We start from the raw sequence: 21,816 nt of genomic DNA, 5'->3' as shown, positions 1-21,816 counted from the left end.
CCCCCCCCCCCCCCCCCCCCGGCGAGCGATCTTCTTCCTCAACAACTCCGTGACTTGGACGTATGTCATCTTGACGCCACGGAGAGCGGAAAACCCGCCGCTGCGCATAGTCTGTACGGAGCTCGCAGGCGCTCCCACGAATTGATGGAGCGCCCATTTTTTGAAAACTTCACTGGGGGAAGAATGCACCAAACACTCGCGCAGCGTGGGGACCTGACTTCACGCACAAATATACGACAACGAATTTTCGGCTTCCTGGCCGCTGCCGCCGTAGCAGTTTCGCTGACCGCCTCGGCACTGCCGGCCACGGCCCAACCCGCGTATTTGAACGACGACTGCGAATACGACTGGGCAAGCGACTTCTGCTCCGAAGAGGAACCGGAGCCGATTCCGGAACTGGTCGAACCTGCCGAGTATCCCAAACCCGGTTTCGTCACCGCCGGAATGTCCATCCTTCCGACCGCCGCCGATTGGAGCCACTCCTGGTCAAGCGAAATCCAGTGGCTACTCGATGGCGTCACACAGCCCGTCCAATGGCATGAGGGCGAGGAATTCGGTTCGGACATCATCGGGGGCAGCCACTTTGTCGTCCCCGTCTCGGCGATCGGCAAGCGTCTGGCCGTGCATGTCCAAATGGACGATGTACTAGGCAAGTCTTGGGTCGATAAGTTCGACTTGGGCATCGTCAAGGCCAACACGTTCACCAAGGCACCTGCCCCCACGTTCTCCGGCACGACGACGGCAGGCAACAAGCTCACCGCATCGGCCGGCTCCTGGGCCCCGAAGGCGACGATCGCCTACCAGTGGTTCCGCAACGGCACCCCGGTCCCCGGGGCAACCAAGCAGGTCTACACTTTGGCGGCCACCGACGTCGGCAAGAGGATCAAGGTGCTCACCCGCGCCACGGCCGCCGGTGTCACCACCCTCGAGAAGTTCTCCGCCGAACGCTCCGTCGCCGCCGCAAGGTTCACCGCGGCACCCACCCCGTCGGTCACCGGCACCACGCGCGTGGGCAACACGCTGAAGGTCTCCACCGGCAAGTGGTCCCCTGCTCCGACGTTTGGCTACCAGTGGTACCGCAACAACGCGGCCATCAAGGGCGCGACGAAGTCCACCTTCGCCACGACCTCGGCCGACGTGAACAAGTCGCTCAAGGTCCGCGTCACGGCCAAGCGAAGCGGCTACCCCACCACGGAGCGCACCTCGCCGGCGCGCAAGGTCACCGCCGGAACCCTGAAAACCGGATCCAAACTGACCATTTCCGGCACGGCACGATCGGGCAGCACCATCTCCGCCTCGGTCAAGGCACCCGCCGGTGCCAAGGCCACCTACCAGTGGTACAAGAACGGCAAGAAGGTCTCCAAGGCGACGAAGAAGAGCCACAAGCTCTCGTCCAAGGACAGCGGGGCCAAGTACCAGGTGCGCATGTCCTTCACCCGCGCCGGCTACTCCAAGATGAACGTGAACTCGAACACCGTGAAGATCGGAAAGCCAACCTTTGCGGTGAAGTCCTCGCCCAAGGTCTCCGGCACCAAGAAGGCCGGCAAGACCCTGAAGGCCAGCACGGGATCGTACTCGCCGAGGCCGACCTCGTACTCCTACCAGTGGCTGCGCAACGGCAAGTCCATTTCCAAGGCCACCAAGTCCTCGTACAAGCTCACGTCGTCGGACAACGGAAGAAAGATCAGCGTCAAGGTCACCGCCAAGAAGAAGGGCCACGACAACAAGTCCGCCACCAGCGGTGCTGTCACGATCCCGGTTCCGCTCAAGACCGTGATGTCGGGCAACGGCACCTATCGCGTGGGCAAGGACGTGAAGCCCGGCCTCTACAAGGCCACCGGATCGGGAAAGGGCTGCTATTGGGAGCGCACCAGCGGCTTTAGCGGCAGCTTCTCCCAGATCAAGGCCAACTACTTCGGCACCGCCAACACCTACGTGCGGATCGTTTCAGGCGACAAGGGCTTCAAGACCAGCGGCTGCGGCAAGTGGACCACGGTGCCATCCTCCGGCGCCAAGGCCGCCAAGATCACCAAGGACGGCACCTACCGCGTGGGCATCGACATCAAGCCCGGACTCTACAGCGGCAAGGGCTCTTCCGCCTGCTACTGGGAGACATCCCGGGACTTCACCGGCCACTTCCGCGACCTCATCGACAACGACTTCACCTCGGGCCGCGTCGTCATCGACATCCCGGCCGGCGCCAAGGGGTTCAAGACCAGCGGCTGTGGAACGCTCAGCCGCATTGGCTAACCAACAACGCCACCACGCTTGATCCTTGCGGGCCGTGTCGCCGGAGCTTTTCCCGGCAACACGGCCCGTTTTCCACCAAGGTGCGGAGGTATCCGCGAATGATTGTTGTGCGCGTTGCAGCATGCGCTCCATCACGCGAGAGCAGTTGCTGAACGCAGCGGACAAGGATCGCTTGCTGATACACCGAGAACCCCGAGGCCCTGGTCTTGGGGTTACTTCGTTAACGGTCAGGCCCGAACATCCTCCAGGGCATCGCGCGGCACCGCGAACAGGGCCAGCGCACAAACGATCGCTGTGCCGCCGCAGATCGCCCATACGATCATGTACCCGGCCAGCGGTGCGGCGAAGTCCTCGCCCGCCCCGTCCGAGACCGCACCGGCCACCTGCCCGATGAGCGCCAGCCCGAAGATCGCCGAGGCGAAGGACCCGCCAACGGTCTTGATCGCGTTGGTCAGCCCGGTGGCCATGCCGGTTCGGTTGAACGGCGCGGCGGCAGCAGCCGCCGCGGGCAGGGCGGCGACCAGCGCCCCGGAGCCGATCCCGGCAATCATCATGTTCGCCAGCACCTGTGCCAGTGAATCGTGCAACGGCAGGAAAAGCAGGTAGCCGATCCCGACCAGGGCGCTGGCGGCGACAAGTGTCATCCGGGTTCCGGCCCAGCGGGCAGCGGCGGGGAAGAGCAGGGCCCCGATGAGCAGCGCCAGCACGTAGGCGCCGATGATGACCGACACCCCGGAGGCGCTCAGGCCCAGGCCGTAGCCGTTCACGCCCGGGTCGGTGCGGGCAAAGGTGCTCATCGGGATCTGCGCGCCGAGCACCGAGACGCCGAAGAGCCCGGCGGTCAGCTGCACCGGCCACATGGACCGGGCGAAGAGCACCGTGAAATCGATCAGCGGATCGTCTTGCTTGTTCTCATGGCGGTAGAAGACGTAGAGCACCACCAGCCCCAGCACCAGGCACGCCCACACCAGCGGACTGGAAGGCCCGTTGATCCGCAGGAAGCTCAACCCGCTGGTGAGCAGCAGCAGCCCCACGGCCAGGTACGCGAATCCCCCGGAATCGATCCTCGCCCCGTTGCGGTCCCCGTCGTCGGGCACCCCGAAGGCCACGGCGAAGATGCACAGGGTGGTGGCGACGGCGGGGATCGCCATGGTCAGCGCGAGGTTCCCGTCAAACACCCCGATCAATGCGCCGCCGGCCAACGCCCCGCCGATCACCCCGAACTCCAGCGCGCCGACCAGCAGCCCTGCGGCCCTCCGGGTCATCGGTCCGGGCACACCGAGCTTGCGGGCGCGGGAGAAGACGATGGCGATCTCCAGCGGAAGCCACACCGCGTAAAAGCCCTGGAATGCCCAGGCGATCAGGAAGGTGGTGAAGGACCCGGAGAACACCACGGCCCAGGAGGCGATGGCGGTGACGACGGCCGAAAGCAGCAGCATCTTCTTATGCCCGAAGATGTCCCCCAGCGAGGCCAGCAGCGGGACGGCCAGCGCGGAGACCATCAGCTGGGCGGCCTCGAACCAGTTCACGTCGGCGTCGTGGATGCCCAGGTGGCGGGCGATGTCGGTGATCAGCGGCGTGTAGTAGCCCTGCAGGATGCCGCTGGTCAGCTCCACGATGGCCAGGAACCCGACGATCCCCGCCACCGCGCTCCAGCGCACCGATTGTGCCTGTGCCGGGTCCTCGTTTGCGGAAAGCGGGGTGTCCATAGCGGGAGCCTATCGCGAAGTTGCGCAGGGCGGTGAGGGACCTCACGCCGGCGCCGGGGAATTATTCCGCGGCCACGGGTGCTATTACATGCAAACGCATACAAATCTGGCACAATGGATGCCAGAGACCAGCACACAGGAGGCAACCATGCAGTTCGGCATTTTCTCGGTCAGCGACATCACCCGCGACCCCACCACCGGCAACACCCCCACCGAGGCCCAGCGCATCAAGGACATCGTGGCCATCGCCAAGAAGACCGAAGAGGTCGGCATGGATGTCGTCGCCATCGGCGAGCACCACAACCGCCCGTTCTTCTCGTCCTCCCCGACCACCACGCTGGCCTACATCGCGGCGCAGACTGAAAAGATCATCCTCTCAACCGCCACCACGTTGATCACGACCAACGACCCGGTGAAGATCGCCGAGGACTTCGCGATGCTCCAGCACCTGGCCGACGGCCGCGTGGACCTGGTGCTGGGCCGCGGCAACACCGCCCCGGTCTATCCGTGGTTCGGCAAGAACATGCAGGACTCGGTGAACCTGACCATCGAAAACTACAACCTGCTGCGCCGCCTCTGGGACGAGGACACGGTGAACTGGGAGGGCAAGTTCCGCACCCCGCTGCAGAACTTCACCTCCACCCCGCGCCCGCTCGATGACGTGGCACCCTTCGTCTGGCACGGCTCGATCCGCACCCCGCAGATCGCCGAGATCGCTGCCTACTACGGTGACGGGTTCTTCGCCAACAACATCTTCTGGCCGAAGGAGCACTACATGCAGCTGATCAACCTCTACCGCGAGCGCTACGAGCACTACGGCCACGGCCGCGCCGACCAGGCCATGGTGGGCCTGGGCGGGCAGTTCTTCATCCGCAAGAACTCGCAGGATGCCAAGAACGAATTCCGTCCCTACTTCAACAACGCCCCGGTCTACGGCCACGGGCCGTCGATGGAGGACTTCACCGACCAGACCCCGCTGACCGTCGGCTCGCCGCAGGAAATGATCGAAAAGACCCTCACCTTCCAGGAAGCCTTCGGCAACTACCACCGCCAGCTCTTCCTGGTCGACCACGCGGGCCTGCCGGTCAAGACCGTCATGGAGCAGCTGGACCTCTTCGGTGAAGAGGTGCTGCCGACGCTGCGCAAGGAGCTCGCGGCCCGCAAGCCGGCCGACCACCCCGAGGCACCCACCCACGCCAACCGCGTCGCCGCCCGCGATGCAAAGCTGGCCGCCGCCCCCGCCGGGAGCGACAATGCCTAGCCCGGCCTCGCTGCGCTCCTCCAACGCCGCCTGGGAGTCGTTGTTCCGTGCGCAGGTGACGGTGATGCGCGAGATCCAGAAGCTGCCGGAGTTCAAGGAAATCAGCACCCGGGAGTACGACGTGCTCTTCAACCTCTCGCGTTGCGAGGCGGGGACCAGTCGGCTCAAGGACCTGAACCAGCACCTGCTGATTTCCCAGCCAAGCCTCAGCCGCATGGCCGACCGGCTGGAAGCAAAGGGCCTGGTCACCCGCCAGCCTGATCCGACGGACCAGCGGGCGGTGCTCTTCACGCTTACGGAAGAGGGAGCCCGCTTGCAGAAGGCCATCGGCCGCGAGCATGTCAAGGGCATCCACGCACTGATCGGCAGCGCACTGAGCACCGAGGAATTCGCGACGCTTGCGGAGCTGACGACCAAGTTGCGCCTCCACATGGAAGCGCGTTAGCCACCGATTTCCATACGCACGAATCGGGGGCCCGGCTGCCAGGAAAAATCCCTGGCAACCGGGCCCCGCGCATGTCCAAGGCCAAGCGGGCCGGTCGGCTCAGACCCCGAATGGTTCGGCATAGCGGAAGTTGCCCTTGGGCAGCTGCATTGCCGACAGGTTCAGCACCATGAAGTAATCGCCCCAGGACGGGTCGGAAGGGATGATGCCCGCGGCCATGGCCGGGCCGTAGCCAAAGCGCCCGTAGTACTCGGGGCTGCCCAGCAGCACGATGGCACGCTCGCCATGCTTGGCGGCGCGGTTCCGGATTTCGGCCAGCAGGGCCGTGCCCACACCTTGTCTCTGGTGGCCGGGTTCAACCGACACGGGCCCAAGTCCCAGCAAGGGGATGTCGCCATCGAGCCACCCCCGGGTGGCAATTGCGTGGCCCACCAGGTGGCCGTTGATCTCTGCCACCACCGAGTACTCGGACAGGTATCCGTCGCAGGCATACAGCTCGGAAAGCAACACCGCTTCCCCGGGTTCCCTGCCGGAATCCGGGTCGGCGAAGGCACTGATCGTCAACTTGCGGATACCCTGCCGATCGGCCGGCACCTCGCTTCGAATCTTCATCTCCCCAGCCTAGCCTTGCGCCACTGAAACCGTTCAGAAGCAGGTCAAGGGCCCGGTCAACGACCGGGCCCTTGAGGGTTGATTGTCTAGTGCGAGCCGATTGGATGATGCTCGTGGTAGACCTTCATTGCCGGCTGAATTGCCATGATCGAGGCAATCAGTGCCACAACACCCGGGATCCAGGTATTCCATGCCACGCCCGGCATATCCGTGGCGAAGCTGCCCATCCAGGGAGATGCGACAACGAGTGCGGCCACAACCAGCTGCACCCATTCGGCCACGGGCATACCCGGAGCCGCCAAGTTGATCACGCCGATGACAATCAAGACAACGCCGCCGGTCAGCATGTACGCATTCGAGGATCCGATTGCCGTGGTCCACGTCATGGCCAAGACCGTGTACAGGCCAGCAGCCACGGCGAGCCAATTCTGCCATGCAGTCCATCGCTTCATGGTCCAGATCTCCTTTGTCTTCCGTATACTCCCGATTCACGGACGTTCCGCAATCGTGAAGGATGCCCTTGCGGGCACCGACGGTACAGCAGGCCCCAACTTCCGTGCGGTGCTGTTCCTTCGGCTGTAATCCCATCCTGCCGTTGCGGTCCGGCTTAGGGTAGAGTCCAAAGTCACGTTGCCGAAGACGACTGCCCCGCAGGTGCTCCGCCCACCGGTTTCGCGAGCACTGTTTGTGAGGCCTGCGGGCACCATCCCGGTGCGCTGTCGACGACCGGCTATTTCGCGGGCAACTCCCCATGGGGCACGCGAATTGTTTTGCGTGCACCTTGGACGAGGCACGCCCCCACCCTTGCTGCATCCCGCCAAGCTGTGTTTGATGGAAACCATGAGCGAATCCGCCAAGGGGCCCAAATCCTATTTCCCGTCGATCGAGTCAAAGTACGGCCACCCCATTGGCCACTGGATGGAATTGCTGGACGAGGTGGCGGGCCAAAAGCATCTGGAGCAGGTGAACTGGCTCAAGACCGAACACGGGATCGGCCACGGTCATGCCAATGCCTTGGTCCATGTCTACCGGGCCGAACACCAGGCATAGGCAAACGCCCGCCCCGGTTGCCGCTGTCGTTTTGGCGTTCGTCCCGGGCAGCCCGCAATTCCTGCTGGCCCGCGACGCGCCGATCACCGCCGGGACCGGCATCTGGTTCATCTCCACGCTGCGCGGTGCACGACCCCTGGTCCAAACCCTGGCCAAGCCCCTCATCGAGGGCCCCTTCCATTGGCCCGGTGGCTGGGAAGCCCATTGGGAGCAAGCGCCGCGCTTCCGGCGCATGTGGCGCATCTCCTCCATCATGTGGGGGTGCGGATTCCTGCTTGACGCGGTGCTGCGCGTGATCCTGGCCTACTCGCTGGAACCCGATCCGGTGCCCGCGGTGACCACCGCGATGCACCTGGCGACAAACCTCGTGTTGATCCTGCTGAGCAACGCCTTCCACATCGCCTCGGGAATGCCCAATCCCCGCTGCATACTCTTTGCCCCGGCCGACGGCTAGGATGAGCCAACCGATTCCCTGCCCGCCACCGACCCGAACCCGCTTCGGGATCCCGCCACCAAACCAACGGAGTTCGCCCTTATGAGCACACGGCACCAACGCCCGGCCGCATTCGGCGCCGCCGCATTCGCCCTGGCAATGGCCATCTCCCCGTTGGCGACCCCGCCCGCGCAAGCCACGTCGGCTGCCATGCACCAGGTGGTGCAACTGGAGCTCGCTGCCTCGTCGGCGAGACCCGCCACCGCAGCGTTGGCCACCAAGCCCAAGCCCCCGCGGGACCCGGCCAAGTCCGATGTCCTGGTCAACAAGAAATACCCGTTGGTGCCCCGGCAGTACGTGCCGAGGCTCACCGAAATTCCGGGCACGGGGATCCGCCTGCAGCCACCAGCCGCCAAGGCCTACAAGAACCTGGTTGCCGCGGCCCGCCGCGACGGGGTGAACATCAGGCTCACCTCCGGCTACCGCTCCTACGCGGTGCAAAAGGGACTGCTCGAGAAGTACACCCGGGCCTACGGATCAACCTACGCACGGCGCATCGCGGCCAAACCCGGCAGCTCCGAGCACCAGACCGGGCTGGCCATCGACGTGGGAAACCACAACCGCGCATGCGCGCTGCAGGCCTGCTTCGCCACCACCAAGATCGGCAAGTGGATGGCCAAGAACGCCCCGAGGCATGGCTTCATCCTGCGCTACCCCAAGGGAATGGAATCGGTCACCGGCTACGCCTACGAGCCGTGGCACTTCCGCTACGTGGGCACCGCCCAGGCCAAGGCCATGGCAGGGTCCACGTCCAAGACCTTGGAACACTTCTATGGCGTGGCACCGGCACCCGGGCCCACCGCCACCAAGCCCTCGGCGCCCAAATCCGGCACCGTGAAGAACACCAGGAAGACCACCGCGAACCTGAACCTGCGCCGCGGACCGTCCACCGGCACCACCATCATCAGGACGGTGCCCCGGGGCTCGGCGGTGCGGCTGACCGGCAAGAAATCCGGGTCCTGGGTCCAGGGCACGCACCGGGGCGCCACCGGGTGGATGAGCTCGCGCTACCTGCGCTGAGGGCCCCGGCAGCGGCCCGATGTCCGGGAGTGCGCCAAGGGAATCTAAACTGGAACAATGACTGCAACACTCGTGGCCAAGGACCTTGCCGGAGGCCACGCCCACCGAACCCTTTTCTCCTCCCTCAGCTTCACCGTCTCCCCCGGAGACGTCATCGGGGTGGTGGGCGCCAACGGCGCCGGCAAGTCCACGCTGCTGCGGCTGCTCGCCGGCGTCGATGCCCCGCTGGGCGGATCCGTCTCCAGTGCCCCCGACGGCGCGTTCATCGGCTGGCTGCCGCAGGAACACGAACGCATCGAGGGCGAAACCATCGACGCCTACCTGGCCCGGCGCACCGGCTGCGCAGCTGCCACGCACGCCATGGAATCCACCGCCGAGGCCCTTGGCTCCGGGGCACCGGGTGCCGACGACGCCTACGCCGCGGCCTTCGACCACTGGATGGCCGCCGGCGCCGCGGACCTCGAGGACCGCGCCCCTGCCACGCTGGCCGAACTCGGCCTCACCCTCCCCACCGACACCCCGATGACCGCCCTGTCCGGCGGGCAGGTCGCCCGCGTCGCCCTGGCCGCGCTGCTGCTGAGCCGCTTCGACTTGGTGCTGCTCGACGAGCCGACCAACGACCTTGACCTGGCCGGGCTCGAACGCCTCGAATCCTTCGTCTCCTCGCTGCGCACCGGCGTGGTGCTGGTCTCCCACGACCGCGAGTTCCTGGCCCGCTGCGTCACCCGCATCGTCGAACTGGACCTGGCGCAGAACCAGGTCGCGGTGTACGACGGCGGCTACGACTCCTACCTGGAGGAACGTGCCATCAACCGCCGGCACGCCCGCGAAGCCTACGACGAGTTCGCCGACAAGAAGGCGGACCTGGTCTCCCGCGCCCGCACCCAGCGCGAGTGGTCCACCCAGGGGGTGCGCAACGCCATGAAGAAGAGCCCCGACAACGACAAGCTCCGGCGCAAGGCGTCCAACGAGTCCTCGGAGAAGCAGGCGCAGAAGGTCCGCCAGATGGAATCGCGCATCAAGCGCCTGGACGAGGTCGCCGAGCCGCGCAAGGAATGGGTGCTGCAATTCGAGATCGCGGCCGCCCCGCGCTCCTCCTCCGTGGTCTCCACGCTCAACGAGGCAACCGTCACCCGCGGGGATTTCACCTTCGGCCCGGTCTCCGCCCAGGTCAATGCCGGGGAGCGGATCGGCATCACCGGACCCAACGGCGCGGGCAAGTCCACTCTGCTGAACCTGCTGCTCGGGCACCTGGCCCCGGACACCGGCTCCGCCTCGCTGGGGTCCTCGGTGGCCATCGGCGAGATCGACCAGGCCCGCAGCCAGCTGCCCGAGGATTCCGCCCTGGGCGATGCCTTCGAGCTGGCGGTTCCCGAGATGAACCCTGCCGAGGCCCGCACGCTGCTGGCCAAGTTCGGGCTCAAGGCGCACCAGAGCGCGTCGAAGGTCCGCGACCTGTCCCCCGGCGAACGCACCCGATCGGGGCTGGCCCTGCTGCAGGCCCGCGGGGTGAACCTGCTGGTGCTCGACGAGCCGACCAACCACCTGGACCTGCCGGCCATCGAGCAACTCGAGGAGGCCCTGGAATCCTACGAGGGCGCACTGCTGCTGGTGACGCACGACCGCCGGCTGCTGGACAATGTCCGGCTCGATGCCCGCTGGGAAGTCGACGCCGGGAAGGTGCGCATCGGCATCAACCACTAGGACTTCGCGTCGCGGTTTTCCCAACGTCCTGCCATGGAACTCCATGGCAGGACGTTGGATAGTACCCGTGGCACATTGTGCCGGAGCGGCGCCGCGGAACAAGATGGTTTGGGCGCGCACTGCGGCGCCCAGCTCTTCCCGGCCGGTACGTCGAAAGTGCTCCCATGAAGAAGTCCTTTGGCAAACGCACCTCCCAGTCCCTGCTGCGCTCCGCGCCCGACATCCCTCCCGCACCGGAACGGTCGGTGCACCCGTCCCGGGTGCCGACCGACGAGGCACCGACCTGTGAATCCTGCGGCTCCGGCGATTTCCTGGTCTACGAGCACGTCGAGCTGCTGCTGGACCGGAGGCGCGTGCAACCTCCCTGCTGGGACGTCGAGTTCTGGTGCGGGCAGTGCGAATCGTTCTACGGCATGCTCACCACGCACGTGCCCGATGACCGCCAGGCCGTGCGCCTGGCCTCCGAGAACCCGCGCTACGTCCGCTATCCGGACGCGGCGCCGGAATCCGGTGCCGAAGCATGGACGGTGGCAGTGGCGGGCAGCAAGGTGTCACGGGATGCGCGCAGGCAGATTCCGGGCTTCGGGGATGCCGTGCCGTCGGCGTCCGTCCACCCCGACCGGTCCGCGGACCGGCTCTCCGGCGCCTACGAGTAGGGCGGTGCCCGCGGTGCGCACCTTCGGCATCGAGCAGGAATTCTTCCTCATCAATCCCGCCACCGGGCTTCCGGCGGTGCCCCGGCACCACGTCCACAACGAGCTCATGGCCCTGCGCAGCGGCGGGACGCACACGCATCCGGAGTTCCTGGCCTGCCAGGTGGAAAACAGCACCCCGATCTGCACCACGGGCGCCGAGGCGCTCGAGGCGGTGGTCGCCGCCCGGCAGGACCTCTCCGCGGTGGCCCGCGAGGCCGGGCTGCAACTGGTCGGACTGGGCACAGCACCGCGGATCCCTGCCGGCCCGGCGCCCGTCCATGCCTCGGAACGCTACTACGCCATCAACCGGTTTTGCCCCGGCATCACCTCCGAGCACTACGTCTGCGGCACGCACGTGCACGTGGGCATCGAGGATCTCGAGACCGGGGTCCAGGCGCTGAACTCGTTGCGCCAGTGGCTGCCGCTGCTCACGGCGCTGGGCGCCAACTCGCCGTTCTGGCGGGGTGCCGACAGCGGCTTCGCGTCCTGGCGCACCATCGCGTACCTGCGCTGGTCGATCCACGGGATCCCGCCGCACTTCGCCGACGCCCGGGACTACCTGGCGCGCATGGAATTCCTGCTGGCTTCCGACGTGGTCCTGGATGCCGGGCACATCGGCTGGGGCGCCCGGCTCTCGGCCCGCTTCCCCACCCTGGAGATCCGGGTGGCCGACGCCCAGATGGGCGCCTCCGACGTGGTGGTGCTGGCGTTGGTGATGCGCGCGCTGGTGTCCGCCGGCATCCACAGCCCCGGCCGGATCCCTGACCCCGCACCCGAGGCCCTGGACATGGCCCAATGGCAGGCGGCGAAGTTCGGGACCCGGGGAAACCACTACGACCTGGCCGCCGGCACCAAGGCCAGCCTGGACCGGCGCCTGGACGCCCTGCTGACCTATATCGGCGCGGAACTGGAGGACAGCGGCGACACCGACTTCGTGGGTACGGGGCTGGCGCGCATCGCCGGCGATGGCAACGGGGCGGCGGCCCAGCGGAGCTTCTTCCACGCCGGCGGCTTCGATGCGCTGATTTCCGAGGCCGGGGCCCGGATCCTGGACTGAACCCGCGCTTCCCAGGCCCGCGCGCACGCGAGGCCACCCGGTGCCCCTGGCCATCCGACCGGCGATCGGCTTGGTTCTCGGCGGAAATCTTTTCGCGCGCTTGAAGGCGACCCAAGATCTTGGTCATCGGCTTGAGCCATCGACCGACAAACGCGTCTTCGCGCGCGAGGCCGACCAAGAATCCACCCCGGCACCGCCCCGCTCATTCGTCCCGGCGCACCGGTTCAGGCCGTGTGCTCAGGCCCCGCCGGCCAGTGCTTCGGCCACTCCCGGGATCCGTTCCCGGTAGTTCTGCAGCAATTCACGGGCGACGGAGATCGAGTCCACCAGCGGGTGGGCGGCCAGCGCCCGCCAGGCCAGCGTCTCGCTCCTTTCCCGGGATGCCGCAATGACCAGCCGCTCGACGGTCTTGACCTGCTGCAGCAGCCCGAGCATCTCCCCGGTGACCGGCGCGATGTGCTTGGGCACGATGCCGGCGGCGCTGACGGTGCACGGCACCTCGATCACCGCGTCGTCGGGCAGCTGGGGCACCACCCCGCGGTTGGCGACGTTCAGGATCATGGTGGCAGGCGTCCCGCCCAGCAGCGCGGCCATCAAGTCCAGGGCAACCTGCTGGTAGCCCCCGCCCTCGATGTCCGAGGCCTCCCGGTTGGTGCGCTGGTCCTCGGGCCGGCTCTCGGCCATGTAGCTGGCCTCGCGTTCGTGCTTGGTGGCCAGCCAGGCATCCAGCGCGCGCTCCGGGTGCGCGGCGGCATCTTGGTAGAAGCCCGACTGCTGGCGGTGCAGGAACTCCCCGCGGGTGGGCTCCGGACCGCGCAGCCGCGCGGTGGCCTCGCGCTGGAAGTAGTAGTAGTACAGGTACTCGTTGGGGATCGCGCCCAGCGCCCGGACCCAATCCGGGCCCATCAGCCGGGCCTCCTCGATCCGATCCAGCGCCGCGTCGTCTGCCAGCAGCGAAGGCAGCCTGTCCACCCCGTCCACCACCAGGGAGCGCAGCCAGCCCAGGTGGTTCAGGCCCACGTAGTCGAAGTCCACCTGCTCCGGGGTGGAGCCGATGGCGGCCACGGCCCGGCGCATCAGCCCGATGGGGGTGTCGCAGATCCCCACGACCCGATCCCCCAACGCCTCGCGCATCGCCTCGGTGACGATGCCGGCAGGGTTGGTGAAGTTGATGACCGTTGCCTCGGGTGCGAGCCTGGCCACACGCTCTGCCAGGTCCCGGGCGTGCGGCAGGGTGCGCAGGGCGTAGGCCAGGCCGCCGGGCCCGGTGGTTTCCTGCCCGAGCACCCCCATTTCCAGGGCGACGCGCTCGTCCTGGATCCGCCCCTCGGTCCCGCCGATGCGCATGGCGGAGAAGATGAACCTGGCCCCGCCGACGGCATCGTCCAGCGACGCGGCGGTGGTGACCTTCGGCGGTGCGGGCAGGGAGGGTGCCATCTGGGACAGCACGGATTCGATGGCCGCCACCCGGTCCGGGTGGGAATCGAAGAGGCACAGCTGCGTGATGCGCACCGCCTCGTTCCCGGCCGACAGTGCCTCGAAGATCTGCGGGACCCTGAATCCGCCGCCGCCGATGATGGTCAGTTTCATGCCAGAACCACTTCGCTTCCTGATTTCCTGAATGCTTCGAGGGTGCGCGGATCGGCACCCCGGCTTGTCACCAACGTGGTGATCCGGGCGGCGGTGCAGACGTCGCGGATCCCCACCCCGGGGAACTTGCTCTCGTCGGCCAGCAACACGATCTTCGCGCTGGTGTCCAGGATTGCCTGCTTGACGGGCACCTCGATGCCGGTGGTGTCCTGCACCGTGGTGTCTTCCCTGATGCCGCTGCAGCCCAGGAAGCTGATGTTCGCCCGGATGGTGGCCAGCGACGCCAGCGTCAGCGAGCCCACGAGCGAGTGGTAGGAGCGGCGCAGCACCCCGCCGAGGATGACCAATTCCACCTCGGGGTCGGTGCGCAGCTCGTCGAGCACCGCCATGCTGGAGGTGATGACCGTGATCCTGCGACCGCGCAGGACCCGGGCCAGCATTGCCGTGGTGGTGCCGATATCCAGCAGCACCACGTCGCCGTCCTCGACGAGCTCCGCGGCCCGGTTGGCGATCTTTTCCTTGGCCGGCGAGCTTCTGGCCAGCACCTCGCGGAAGTCGATCTTGTCCGAGTCCAGGGACCCGCCCCCGTGGACCCGACGCAGGTGGCCCTCGGAGGAGAGCAGGTTCAGGTCCCGCCTGATGGTGGAGGGACTCACCCCCAGGTCGTTGGCCAGTTCCTGGACCGAGACGTCCCCAATCTCCTGGATCCGGCGCAGGATCGAACCCTGCCTCGCACTTATCAGCATGCCCCAAGACTAACAGTCATCAATGAGCAGAACCGAGCATTTTCAATCACTTGTACCACCCCTTGGTGCGTGCTAACGTCCAATCAAGGGTGCGCCGAGCGCCCCGAACGCCACCGGGAAGCCGGCACGCGTCCCGGATCGCCCGCTGGCGGAGCAAGCAAGAGGAACATACAGGTGAACACCGCATCCGAGCCCGACACCGAACTCGACCTGTTCCTCACCGGCTCACTCTTTTTTGACATCATCTTCACCGGCCTGCCCACCGCCCCGCAGCCCGGCACCGAGGTCTGGGCCGAGGGCATGGGATCGGTCCCCGGCGGCATCGCCAACCTCGCGGTGGCCGCTGCCAGGCTGGGCCTGGCCACCGGGCTGTCGGCCGGCTTCGGGGACGACGCGTACGGCGCCTGGTCGTGGTCGCTGCTGGCGGAGCAGGAGGGCATCGACCTGAGCCGCTCGCGCATCTTCGAGGGCTGGCACTCGGCGCTCACCGTCTCCCTGGCCCGCGGCGGGGACCGCTCCATGATCACCCACGGCCACCCGATGCCCATCAGCGCCGCCGAGCTCATCGGCACCCCGCCCACCTCCAAGGCCATGATCGCCGAACTGGCCATGCCGGGGCACGGGGAACCCTGGTGGATCCCCACGCACCCGAGGCAGGGCAAGGTCTTCGCCGCGGTCGGCTGGGACCCCACCGAGAAGTGGGACACCGCCATGCTCAACGACCTGGAACTCTGCCACGGCTTCCTGCCCAACCACGTCGAGGCCATGGCCTATTCCCGCACCGACTCGCCCGACGCCGCGCTCAAGGCGCTCTCCTCCCGCGCACCCCTGGTGGTCATCACCCGGGGCATGGACGGGGCCATCGCCATCGATTCCTCCACCGGGGAACAGGCCAGCGTCCCCAGCCTGAGCGTGGCGGCCATCGACCCGACCGGCGCCGGGGACGTGTTCTCGGCCGGCATCGTGCTGGGCACCCTGGCCGGCTGGCCGCTGGAACGGCGGCTGCTTTTCTCCACGCTCTGCTCGGCCCTGGCCGTGAAGCACTTCGGCGGTTCGCTGGCCTCCCCGGGCTGGGGGGACATCGCCGACTGGTGGGAATCGACGAAGTTGCGCGCCCGGGAAAACGCCGAATGCGCCGAGGTCGCCAAGCGCTACGGCTTCCTCGACGAGGTGCTGCCCCAGCACAAGCCCAACGCCGTGCGCCGCGCCGAGGCCACCTTCGGGCTGCTGACCGAGGCCGAGGCCCACTACCGCCCGCACGGGCACGGCCCGCTGCCGCCCTCCCGCTGACCCACGCTTCCGCCCGCGGCCGCCGGCTTCCGCAGCACCCGGCCGCCCACCGATTTCCACCGCACCTTGCATGAAAGGACACCCACCATGTCACCCAGAGGCAAAACCCGCACACTGGCGCTGGCCGCCACCGCGGCCCTCGCCCTGATGCTTTCGGCCTGCGCCCCCGGCTCCGAGGCCCCGGCCCCGTCGGCACCGCAAAGCGGCGCAACCATCGAAAAGGACGTCGCCAAGATGGGCGAGCAAACGCTCACCGTCTGGGACCAGGAGGTCCGCGGCGGGCAAAACGAGCAGATGACCAAGCTCAACGCCGCCTTCGAGGCCAAGTACCCGAACATCACCATCAAGCGGAACTCCCAGTCCTTCGAGGACCTGGGCAAGACCCTGCGCCTGGCCCTCTCGGGCACCGACGCCCCCGACGTGGTCCAGGCCAACAACGCCCGCAACACCATGGGCGCGTTCGTCAAGGCCGGGCAGCTGCTGCCGCTCGACGACTGGGCCAAGGCCTACGGCTGGACCGATCGCTACCCGGCCTCGGTGCTGAAGTACTCGCAGTACTCCACCGATGGCACCACCTTCGGCGCCGGTTCGGTCTACGGGCTGCCGCAGGTCGGCGAGGTCGTGGGCGTGTTCTACTCCAAGAAGAAGCTCGAATCCCTGGGCCTGGAGGTCCCCGCCGACTGGGCTGCGTTCGAGGCGGCCATCGCCACCGCCAAGGAGAAGGGCGAGACCCCGCTGCTGCTGGGCAACATCGAGAAGTGGCCCGCCGGGCACGTCTTCGGACCCATCCAGGGTGCCAAGGTCCCCGCGGAGGCGATCGAGAAGCTCGGCTTCGGCAACGCCGGCGCCTCCTGGACCTCCGGCGAGAACCAGGCCGCCGCGCAGACGCTGGCGGACTGGAGCGCCAAGGGCTACTTCAACAAGGGCGTCAACGGCACCGACTACGACGCCGCCTGGCAGAAACTCACCAAGGGCGAGGGCGTGTTCCTGATGGGCGGCTCCTGGATGGCCGCGGATTTGGCCGACGCCATGGGCGAGGACGTCGGGTTCTTCGCCCCGCCGGCCACCGCCGGCCAGGGTGCGCACACCACCGGCGGCACCGGGCTGCCGTTCACCGTGACCGCCAAGACCGGGAACGCGGATCTGGCCGCGGCCTACATCGACTTCATCACCAACAAGGACGCGATGAAGGTCCTGGCCGACACCGGGAACCTGCCGGTGCTCGACACCGCGGCCCACGCCCCGGCATCGGGCGTGCTCAAGGACGTGTACACCGCGTTCGAGTCGGTGACCACCGACGGGGTGCTGCTGCCGTACCTGGACTACGCGACCCCGACCATGGGCGACACCCTCGGCGACTCGCTGCAGGGCCTGCTCGATGGCCGCATCGATGCGAAGGCCTTCACCGAGGCCATGGAAGCGGACTATGCGGGCTTTACCCAGGGCCAGTAGCGGACCCGGCACCCCTGGCAGGCACACGGCCCGCCAGGGGCGCGCCATCACGCCCTACCTCTTCATCGCCCCGGCCTTCATCATCTACGCGGCATTCATGCTCTACCCGCTGGCCCGCGCGGTGCACCTCTCGCTCTACGACTGGGACGGGCTGAGCCTGGCGACCTTCGTGGGGGCGGGGAACTACACCGACATCCTCTCCGACACGCGCCTGCGCGCCGCGTTCGGGCACGCCGGCGCCTTCATCTTCTTCTACGCGGTGCTGCCCTGCGGGATCGGGCTGGTGCTTGCAGCGGTGCTCACCCGGGCCAAGGCCCGCGGGCTGGCGCTCTTCCGCACCCTGGTGTTCCTGCCCCAGGTCATTGCGATGGTCGTGGTCTCGGTGGCCTTCAAGCAGATCTACGCGCCCGACGGGCTGCTGAACACCGTGCTGCGCTCCATCGGCCTGGATTCCCTCACGCGCGCGTGGCTCGGGGACTACGTCTTCTCGCTGCCCGCCGTCGGGCTCATCGGTTCCTGGGTGTCAACCGGCCTGGTCACGGTGCTGCTTCTGGCCGGCATGGCCAGGATCCCGACCGAGCTCTTCGAGGCCGCCCGGCTGGACGGCGCCGGCGCGGTGCGCGAATTCATCTACATCATCGTCCCCTCGGTGCGCGCCGAGCTCACCGTGGCCCTCACGCTGACCATCGTCGCCTCGCTGAAGACCTTCGACTTGATCTACATGACCACCTCCGGCGGACCGGGCTCCTCCACCACGGTGCCCAGCTACGAGGTCTACCGGCGGGCGTTCGAGACCGGGCAGGTCGGCAGTGCCGCGGCCATCGGAGTCACCCTGACCATCATCATCTTCCTGGTGACCCTGGCCGTGAACCGGATCTCGGAGCGCGGCGCATGAGGGTCTCGGCGACCGAGCGGACGCTGAACTACGCCATCCTCATCGGCTTTTCCCTCATCGTGCTCACCCCGGTGCTTTCCATCCTGGCCGCCGCGTTCGGCCCGGCCAACGCCTCCGCGGCCCGCGAGGGGGCCTTCCACCCGGGCAACTTCGCCACCGCCTGGGTGGAGGGCCGCTTCGGGCAGTACATGGGCACCTCGGTGCTCGTGGCGGTGATCGTGGTGTCCCTGTCCGTGCTGCTGTCCATCCTGTCGGGCTACGCGTTCGGGACCATGAGGTTCCGCGGCGAGCAGGGCCTGTTCTACCTGTTCCTGCTGGGCATCATGGTGCCCTCCGAGGCCATCATCGTGCCGCTGTTCTTCGACCTGCGCACCTTCGGGCTCACCGACACCGTCTGGGCCGTGGCGCTGCCGCAGGTCGCCCAGTCCGTGGCGTTCGGCACCTACTGGATGCGCGCCTACTTCAAGTCCGTGAACCCCTCGATCATGGACGCCGCGCGCGTCGACGGTGCCTCCAAGGGCCGCATCCTGTTCTCCATCCTGGTGCCCATGGGCCGCCCGGCGATCACCACCATGGTGGTGCTGATGTTCATGTGGACCTGGAACGAGTTCCTGATCCCGCTGGTCATGTCCCCCTCCGGGGAATTCCGCACCGCTCCGCTGGGCCTGGCCTTCTTCCAGGGCCAATACACCCAGGGCACGGCCCTGTTGGCCGCCGCCGCGGTGATGGTCGCGCTGCCCGTGGTGGTGCTCTACTTCCTGATGCAGCGCCACTTCATCAAGGGCATGCTCGAGGGAGCCGTCAAGGAATAACCGGCGCACAATGGGTGCATGAGGATCCTGCTGCAGACCGCACGGCTGGCCTTGCGCGAATTCACCGCCGACGATGCCGGGCTGCTCGTTGAGCTGGACGCCGATCCGCGGGTCATGCGCTACATCTCCAACGGCGTTCCCGCACCGCGGACGTTGATCGAAGCGGAACACCTCCCCGCCTACCTGGCCTGCCACCGGGCGGGCCCGGACTTCGGGTTCCGGGTGGCCCAGCTGCGCGGCACCGGCGCATTCGCCGGCTGGTTCCACCTGCGCCCCGAGCCCGGGACCCCGGCCTCGGAACCGGAGCTGGGCTACCGGCTCAGGCACGAATTCTGGGGCCGCGGGCTGGCCGCCGAGGGCGCCCGCGCGCTGGTCGCCCACGGCTTCTCCGTTCCCTCGGTCACCCGCATCCCTGCCCGCACCATGGCGGTGAACACCGCCTCGCGCCTGGTCATGGAGAAATGCGGGATGGATTTGGTCCGCCACTTCACCGCCGACTGGCCGGTGCACATCGACGGGGACGAACTCGGCGACGTCGAATACGCCATCACCCGCGAGCGGTGGCTCGCGGACCGCCAAGCCCTGCCCGCCCCGTAGGCCCGGCCGTCTCCCGCAGGGTCGGCCGGCCGCGCCATGGGCAGCGGCGCACTTCGCGCCTACGCTGGAGACAGGGGCCCGAGGCATCGGCTCCGCGCACGGAGCCGGCGAAGGGGAAGACACCATGGGCACGAAAACCATCTACACGATCGGCCATTCCACGCACGCCGTCGAGGAATTCATCGAGATCCTCCAGGCCCACGGCATCACCCAAGTCATCGACATCCGTACCATCCCCAGGTCCCGGCACAACCCCCAGTTCAACGGCGACGAGCTGGCCGCTACCTTGGACGGCGCGGGCATCGGCCACCACCGCGCCAAGGACCTCGGCGGGCTGCGCCCCACCCACAGGGACAGCGTCAACGGCGCCTGGCACAACGACTCCTTCCGCGGCTACGCCGACTACATGCAGACCGAGGAGTTCGCCGCGGCCATCGAGAACCTGCTGGACCTGGCCCGGGGCAACACCACGGCCATCATGTGCGCCGAGGCGGTGCCGTGGCGCTGCCACCGCTCGCTGGTCGGTGACGCCCTGCTGGTGCGCGGCGTCGAGGTCCTGGACATCTTCTCCAAGACCAAGGCCGCCGCGCACACGCTGACCTCCTTCGCCCGCGTCGAGGGCACCACCGTCACCTACCCGCCAACCGCGCAGGACCCGGTAGAGGGCACACCCTAGCCGGGAACGTCAAGGGGTCCGGCGCCGCAGCTGCTTGCTTCGCAGGGCCCGCGCCCGGGCCCGCTTTTCACGGGCATCGGGGTTCATGCGCCGGCCCGTGTAGACCATGGCGAACCCGACCACCGACGCCGGGGCGCCATACAGCAGGCCGAGTTGAAAGGACCGGACCTTCCGGCCCGGAAGCGCCGAGGCCTCGGGGGTGTCGATGACCATGCGCGTGGAACCGCCCACGTCGTACAGCAGGGGCAGCTGCCGCCCCACGACCCGGAGTCCGCTGTCCGTCGAGGCGTAGCGCCTCCATTCGGTTCTCGTGTGCCTGCCGCCGATGACCTGCTCGGTCACCGGGTAGTAGGTGGTGCTTCCGCCGCCGGGCCGGGCGCGCGGCGTGGATGCCCGCCCGATCTCGACGATTTCGCCGGTCGCCGGGGCCCCGGATTGGCGCAGCTCGACGTCGGCCCGCTGGGCGGAGGCAGCGGACGGCAGGTGGATGGCGCCGCCGATCACCAGGAACAACCCGGCATGGGCGGGAACGGTCCCGATGATCCACAGCCATGTGCCCAACCGCTCCCGCGGCGTCAACTTCTTGCGTTGGCGCTTCAGCGCCCGCCCGGCCGAACGGCTCCTCTTGCGTCGCCTTCTTCTCACCGCATCCATCGTTCCGCATCCATTGTTCCGCATCCTGGCCGCGGCAATCATCGTCCCTCCCGGGCGGGCAAAAAGTTCCGCGGTGGCTCCCAAGGCGGAAAATCCGACATGGCCGAAGGCGCCCCGCACCGGCTGCCGGGGCAGCTGCCGGCTGGCGCACCACTGGTTCCCTTCGCCCGTCTCCCCGCTTCGCGGATCATCCGTCACAGTCCCTCGTTACGCTGGGAGCCAGAGCATTCCAGCAACCAACGGAGGCCCCCATGACCAGCCACGCATTCGTGCAGGTTGCCGAAGACATCGCCCGCCGCGCCCACAAAGGTCGGTTCGACAAGTCCGGCGTCGACTACATCACCCACCCCGAGCGGGTGGCCGCTGGCGTGCGCTCCCACGGCGGGGACGATGCCGCGGTGGCCGCGGCCTGGCTGCACGACGTGCTCGAGGACTGCGACGTCACCGAGGAGGACCTGCTGGCAGCCGGAATCCCCGCCGGCGTTGTCGAGGCGGTCCGCGCCGTCACCAAGGCCGAGGGCGAAACGCTGGAGGACCACTGCGCACGGGTGCGCACCAACCCCATCGGACTGCTGGTCAAGCGCGCCGACATCGAGGACAACACCGACCCGGCCCGCACCGCGCTCCTGCCAGAACAGGTCCGTGTCCGCCTGGCCGCGAAGTACTCCCGCGTCCGGACCCTGCTCGGTTTCCCGCAGCCCGTCTGGCCTCCTGCAGCCTCCGGGGCCGCACCCAAGATCCCCCGGCCCGGATCCTTCCGCCACGGGAATCCACCACGGGTCTTTGGCCCCTTGTCCGAAGCCGGTTC

The 21,816-nt window shown here is 67.7% G+C and carries 21 protein-coding genes and 1 pseudogene; 16 read left to right on the top strand and 6 right to left on the bottom strand.

The genetic code is table 11. The features are described 5' to 3' along the window. Window positions 1-183: 183 nt before the first annotated feature. Window positions 184-2,250, top strand: coding sequence for an Rv1352/Rv1906c domain-containing protein (locus tag DQ353_RS06755; RefSeq protein WP_113761999.1), 2,067 nt, complete (start codon window positions 184-186; stop codon window positions 2,248-2,250). A 227-nt stretch (window positions 2,251-2,477) separates the two neighbouring features. On the opposite strand, the gene DQ353_RS06750 is transcribed toward DQ353_RS06755, so the two are convergent. Next, window positions 2,478-3,959, bottom strand: a complete 1,482-nt coding sequence (locus DQ353_RS06750) for an MFS transporter (RefSeq protein ID WP_113761998.1) — start codon at window positions 3,957-3,959, stop codon at window positions 2,478-2,480. A gap of 148 nt (window positions 3,960-4,107) precedes the next feature. On the opposite strand from DQ353_RS06750, the gene DQ353_RS06745 reads away from it, so the two are divergent. Together DQ353_RS06745 and DQ353_RS06740 are read left to right on the top strand one after the other, a co-directional pair. Next, entirely contained in the window at window positions 4,108-5,220 is a 1,113-nt protein-coding gene (locus DQ353_RS06745) for an LLM class flavin-dependent oxidoreductase (RefSeq protein WP_113761997.1), read from the top strand. Continuing rightward, a complete protein-coding gene (locus DQ353_RS06740) occupies window positions 5,213-5,665 on the top strand; it encodes a MarR family winged helix-turn-helix transcriptional regulator (RefSeq protein ID WP_286166656.1) in 453 nt (150 codons plus the stop codon). The genes DQ353_RS06745 and DQ353_RS06740 overlap by 8 nt, the downstream gene beginning before the upstream one ends. Window positions 5,666-5,764: 99 nt before the next feature. Here DQ353_RS06740 and DQ353_RS06735 read toward each other — a convergent pair whose 3' ends face one another. Next, complete coding sequence (locus tag DQ353_RS06735) at window positions 5,765-6,277, bottom strand: GNAT family N-acetyltransferase (RefSeq protein WP_113761996.1); 513 nt, start codon at window positions 6,275-6,277, stop codon at window positions 5,765-5,767. Between the two features lie 86 nt (window positions 6,278-6,363). Further along, window positions 6,364-6,729, bottom strand: coding sequence for an SPW repeat domain-containing protein (locus tag DQ353_RS06730; protein WP_113761995.1), 366 nt, complete (start codon window positions 6,727-6,729; stop codon window positions 6,364-6,366). A 388-nt stretch (window positions 6,730-7,117) separates the two neighbouring features. Between DQ353_RS06730 and DQ353_RS06725 the strand changes: the two genes are divergently transcribed. The 6 genes from DQ353_RS06725 (at window position 7,118) to DQ353_RS06705 (ending at window position 12,296) form a co-directional block, all read left to right on the top strand. Continuing rightward, a complete protein-coding gene (locus DQ353_RS06725) occupies window positions 7,118-7,327 on the top strand; it encodes a DUF4287 domain-containing protein (protein ID WP_113761994.1) in 210 nt (69 codons plus the stop codon). Beyond that, window positions 7,299-7,781, top strand: coding sequence for a VC0807 family protein (locus tag DQ353_RS06720; RefSeq protein ID WP_146755214.1), 483 nt, complete (start codon window positions 7,299-7,301; stop codon window positions 7,779-7,781). The genes DQ353_RS06725 and DQ353_RS06720 overlap by 29 nt, the downstream gene beginning before the upstream one ends. Window positions 7,782-7,862: 81 nt before the next feature. Further along, window positions 7,863-8,840 carry a D-alanyl-D-alanine carboxypeptidase family protein gene (locus tag DQ353_RS06715; protein ID WP_113761992.1) on the top strand — a complete coding sequence of 326 codons (978 nt, stop codon included), beginning with the start codon at window positions 7,863-7,865 and terminating at the stop codon, window positions 8,838-8,840. Window positions 8,841-8,897: 57 nt separating this feature from the next. Beyond that, on the top strand, window positions 8,898-10,544 hold the full coding sequence (gene abc-f / locus DQ353_RS06710; protein ID WP_113761991.1) for a ribosomal protection-like ABC-F family protein: 1,647 nt from the start codon (window positions 8,898-8,900) through the stop codon (window positions 10,542-10,544). Window positions 10,545-10,708: 164 nt separating this feature from the next. Continuing rightward, window positions 10,709-11,200, top strand: coding sequence for a hypothetical protein (locus DQ353_RS21595; RefSeq protein ID WP_181578284.1), 492 nt, complete (start codon window positions 10,709-10,711; stop codon window positions 11,198-11,200). Window positions 11,201-11,213: 13 nt separating this feature from the next. Continuing rightward, the gene (locus tag DQ353_RS06705) at window positions 11,214-12,296 is read left to right on the top strand and encodes a carboxylate-amine ligase (RefSeq protein ID WP_220093981.1); all 1,083 of its coding nucleotides are present in this window, start codon (window positions 11,214-11,216) and stop codon (window positions 12,294-12,296) included. Window positions 12,297-12,533: 237 nt separating this feature from the next. On the opposite strand, the gene DQ353_RS06700 is transcribed toward DQ353_RS06705, so the two are convergent. Together DQ353_RS06700 and DQ353_RS06695 are read right to left on the bottom strand one after the other, a co-directional pair. Further along, complete coding sequence (locus tag DQ353_RS06700) at window positions 12,534-13,886, bottom strand: 6-phospho-beta-glucosidase (RefSeq protein WP_113761989.1); 1,353 nt, start codon at window positions 13,884-13,886, stop codon at window positions 12,534-12,536. Continuing rightward, complete coding sequence (locus DQ353_RS06695) at window positions 13,883-14,632, bottom strand: DeoR/GlpR family DNA-binding transcription regulator (protein ID WP_113761988.1); 750 nt, start codon at window positions 14,630-14,632, stop codon at window positions 13,883-13,885. The genes DQ353_RS06700 and DQ353_RS06695 overlap by 4 nt, the downstream gene beginning before the upstream one ends. A 174-nt stretch (window positions 14,633-14,806) precedes the next feature. On the opposite strand from DQ353_RS06695, the gene DQ353_RS06690 reads away from it, so the two are divergent. The 6 genes from DQ353_RS06690 to DQ353_RS06665 all read left to right on the top strand — a co-directional run bounded on the left by DQ353_RS06690 (window position 14,807) and on the right by DQ353_RS06665 (window position 20,354). Beyond that, the gene (locus tag DQ353_RS06690) at window positions 14,807-15,922 is read left to right on the top strand and encodes a PfkB family carbohydrate kinase (RefSeq protein ID WP_113761987.1); all 1,116 of its coding nucleotides are present in this window, start codon (window positions 14,807-14,809) and stop codon (window positions 15,920-15,922) included. An 87-nt stretch (window positions 15,923-16,009) separates the two neighbouring features. Then, window positions 16,010-17,374, top strand: coding sequence for an ABC transporter substrate-binding protein (locus tag DQ353_RS06685; RefSeq protein ID WP_113761986.1), 1,365 nt, complete (start codon window positions 16,010-16,012; stop codon window positions 17,372-17,374). After that, window positions 17,349-18,269: a carbohydrate ABC transporter permease gene (locus DQ353_RS06680; RefSeq protein ID WP_113761985.1), complete on the top strand. Its 921-nt coding sequence runs from the start codon at window positions 17,349-17,351 to the stop codon at window positions 18,267-18,269. The genes DQ353_RS06685 and DQ353_RS06680 overlap by 26 nt, the downstream gene beginning before the upstream one ends. After that, window positions 18,266-19,081 carry a carbohydrate ABC transporter permease gene (locus DQ353_RS06675; RefSeq protein WP_113761984.1) on the top strand — a complete coding sequence of 272 codons (816 nt, stop codon included), beginning with the start codon at window positions 18,266-18,268 and terminating at the stop codon, window positions 19,079-19,081. The genes DQ353_RS06680 and DQ353_RS06675 overlap by 4 nt, the downstream gene beginning before the upstream one ends. A gap of 18 nt (window positions 19,082-19,099) precedes the next feature. Then, window positions 19,100-19,678 (top strand): GNAT family N-acetyltransferase, encoded by a 579-nt coding sequence (locus DQ353_RS06670; RefSeq protein ID WP_113761983.1) that lies wholly within the window; start codon window positions 19,100-19,102, stop codon window positions 19,676-19,678. Between the two features lie 124 nt (window positions 19,679-19,802). After that, complete coding sequence (locus DQ353_RS06665) at window positions 19,803-20,354, top strand: DUF488 domain-containing protein (RefSeq protein WP_113761982.1); 552 nt, start codon at window positions 19,803-19,805, stop codon at window positions 20,352-20,354. Window positions 20,355-20,363: 9 nt separating this feature from the next. On the opposite strand, the gene DQ353_RS06660 is transcribed toward DQ353_RS06665, so the two are convergent. Beyond that, complete coding sequence (locus tag DQ353_RS06660; protein WP_146755213.1) at window positions 20,364-20,999, bottom strand: hypothetical protein; 636 nt, start codon at window positions 20,997-20,999, stop codon at window positions 20,364-20,366. Here DQ353_RS06660 and DQ353_RS22540 point away from each other — a divergent pair. Continuing rightward, window positions 20,906-21,517: pseudogene (locus DQ353_RS22540) on the top strand (HD domain-containing protein); the annotation flags it as partial. The gene DQ353_RS06660 and the pseudogene DQ353_RS22540 overlap by 94 nt on opposite strands. Window positions 21,518-21,816 lie beyond the last annotated feature (299 nt).

Source organism: Arthrobacter sp. AQ5-05 (assembly GCF_003287975.1).
Lineage (GTDB): Bacteria > Actinomycetota > Actinomycetes > Actinomycetales > Micrococcaceae > Paeniglutamicibacter.
The sequence above is the reverse complement of the archived record's forward strand: the minus strand, read 5'-3'. Positions and strand labels throughout refer to the sequence as shown.

What these genes read in the sequence shown, in the direction of transcription:
- DQ353_RS06750 (WP_113761998.1), bottom strand. Translation starts at nt 3,959, where the DNA reads ATGGACACCCCGCTTTCCGCAAACGAGGACCCGGCACAGGCACAATCG.
- DQ353_RS06740 (WP_286166656.1), top strand. Translation starts at nt 5,213, where the DNA reads ATGCCTAGCCCGGCCTCGCTGCGCTCCTCCAACGCCGCCTGGGAGTCG.
- DQ353_RS06675 (WP_113761984.1), top strand. Translation starts at nt 18,266, where the DNA reads ATGAGGGTCTCGGCGACCGAGCGGACGCTGAACTACGCCATCCTCATC.
- DQ353_RS06695 (WP_113761988.1), bottom strand. Translation starts at nt 14,632, where the DNA reads ATGCTGATAAGTGCGAGGCAGGGTTCGATCCTGCGCCGGATCCAGGAG.
- DQ353_RS06745 (WP_113761997.1), top strand. Translation starts at nt 4,108, where the DNA reads ATGCAGTTCGGCATTTTCTCGGTCAGCGACATCACCCGCGACCCCACC.
- DQ353_RS21595 (WP_181578284.1), top strand. Translation starts at nt 10,709, where the DNA reads ATGAAGAAGTCCTTTGGCAAACGCACCTCCCAGTCCCTGCTGCGCTCC.
- DQ353_RS06700 (WP_113761989.1), bottom strand. Translation starts at nt 13,886, where the DNA reads ATGAAACTGACCATCATCGGCGGCGGCGGATTCAGGGTCCCGCAGATC.
- DQ353_RS06720 (WP_146755214.1), top strand. Translation starts at nt 7,299, where the DNA reads ATGTCTACCGGGCCGAACACCAGGCATAGGCAAACGCCCGCCCCGGTT.
- DQ353_RS06755 (WP_113761999.1), top strand. Translation starts at nt 184, where the DNA reads ATGCACCAAACACTCGCGCAGCGTGGGGACCTGACTTCACGCACAAAT.
- DQ353_RS06665 (WP_113761982.1), top strand. Translation starts at nt 19,803, where the DNA reads ATGGGCACGAAAACCATCTACACGATCGGCCATTCCACGCACGCCGTC.
- DQ353_RS06670 (WP_113761983.1), top strand. Translation starts at nt 19,100, where the DNA reads ATGAGGATCCTGCTGCAGACCGCACGGCTGGCCTTGCGCGAATTCACC.
- DQ353_RS06680 (WP_113761985.1), top strand. Translation starts at nt 17,349, where the DNA reads ATGCGGGCTTTACCCAGGGCCAGTAGCGGACCCGGCACCCCTGGCAGG.
- DQ353_RS06725 (WP_113761994.1), top strand. Translation starts at nt 7,118, where the DNA reads ATGAGCGAATCCGCCAAGGGGCCCAAATCCTATTTCCCGTCGATCGAG.
- DQ353_RS06730 (WP_113761995.1), bottom strand. Translation starts at nt 6,729, where the DNA reads ATGAAGCGATGGACTGCATGGCAGAATTGGCTCGCCGTGGCTGCTGGC.
- DQ353_RS06685 (WP_113761986.1), top strand. Translation starts at nt 16,010, where the DNA reads ATGTCACCCAGAGGCAAAACCCGCACACTGGCGCTGGCCGCCACCGCG.
- DQ353_RS06735 (WP_113761996.1), bottom strand. Translation starts at nt 6,277, where the DNA reads ATGAAGATTCGAAGCGAGGTGCCGGCCGATCGGCAGGGTATCCGCAAG.
- abc-f (WP_113761991.1), top strand. Translation starts at nt 8,898, where the DNA reads ATGACTGCAACACTCGTGGCCAAGGACCTTGCCGGAGGCCACGCCCAC.
- DQ353_RS06715 (WP_113761992.1), top strand. Translation starts at nt 7,863, where the DNA reads ATGAGCACACGGCACCAACGCCCGGCCGCATTCGGCGCCGCCGCATTC.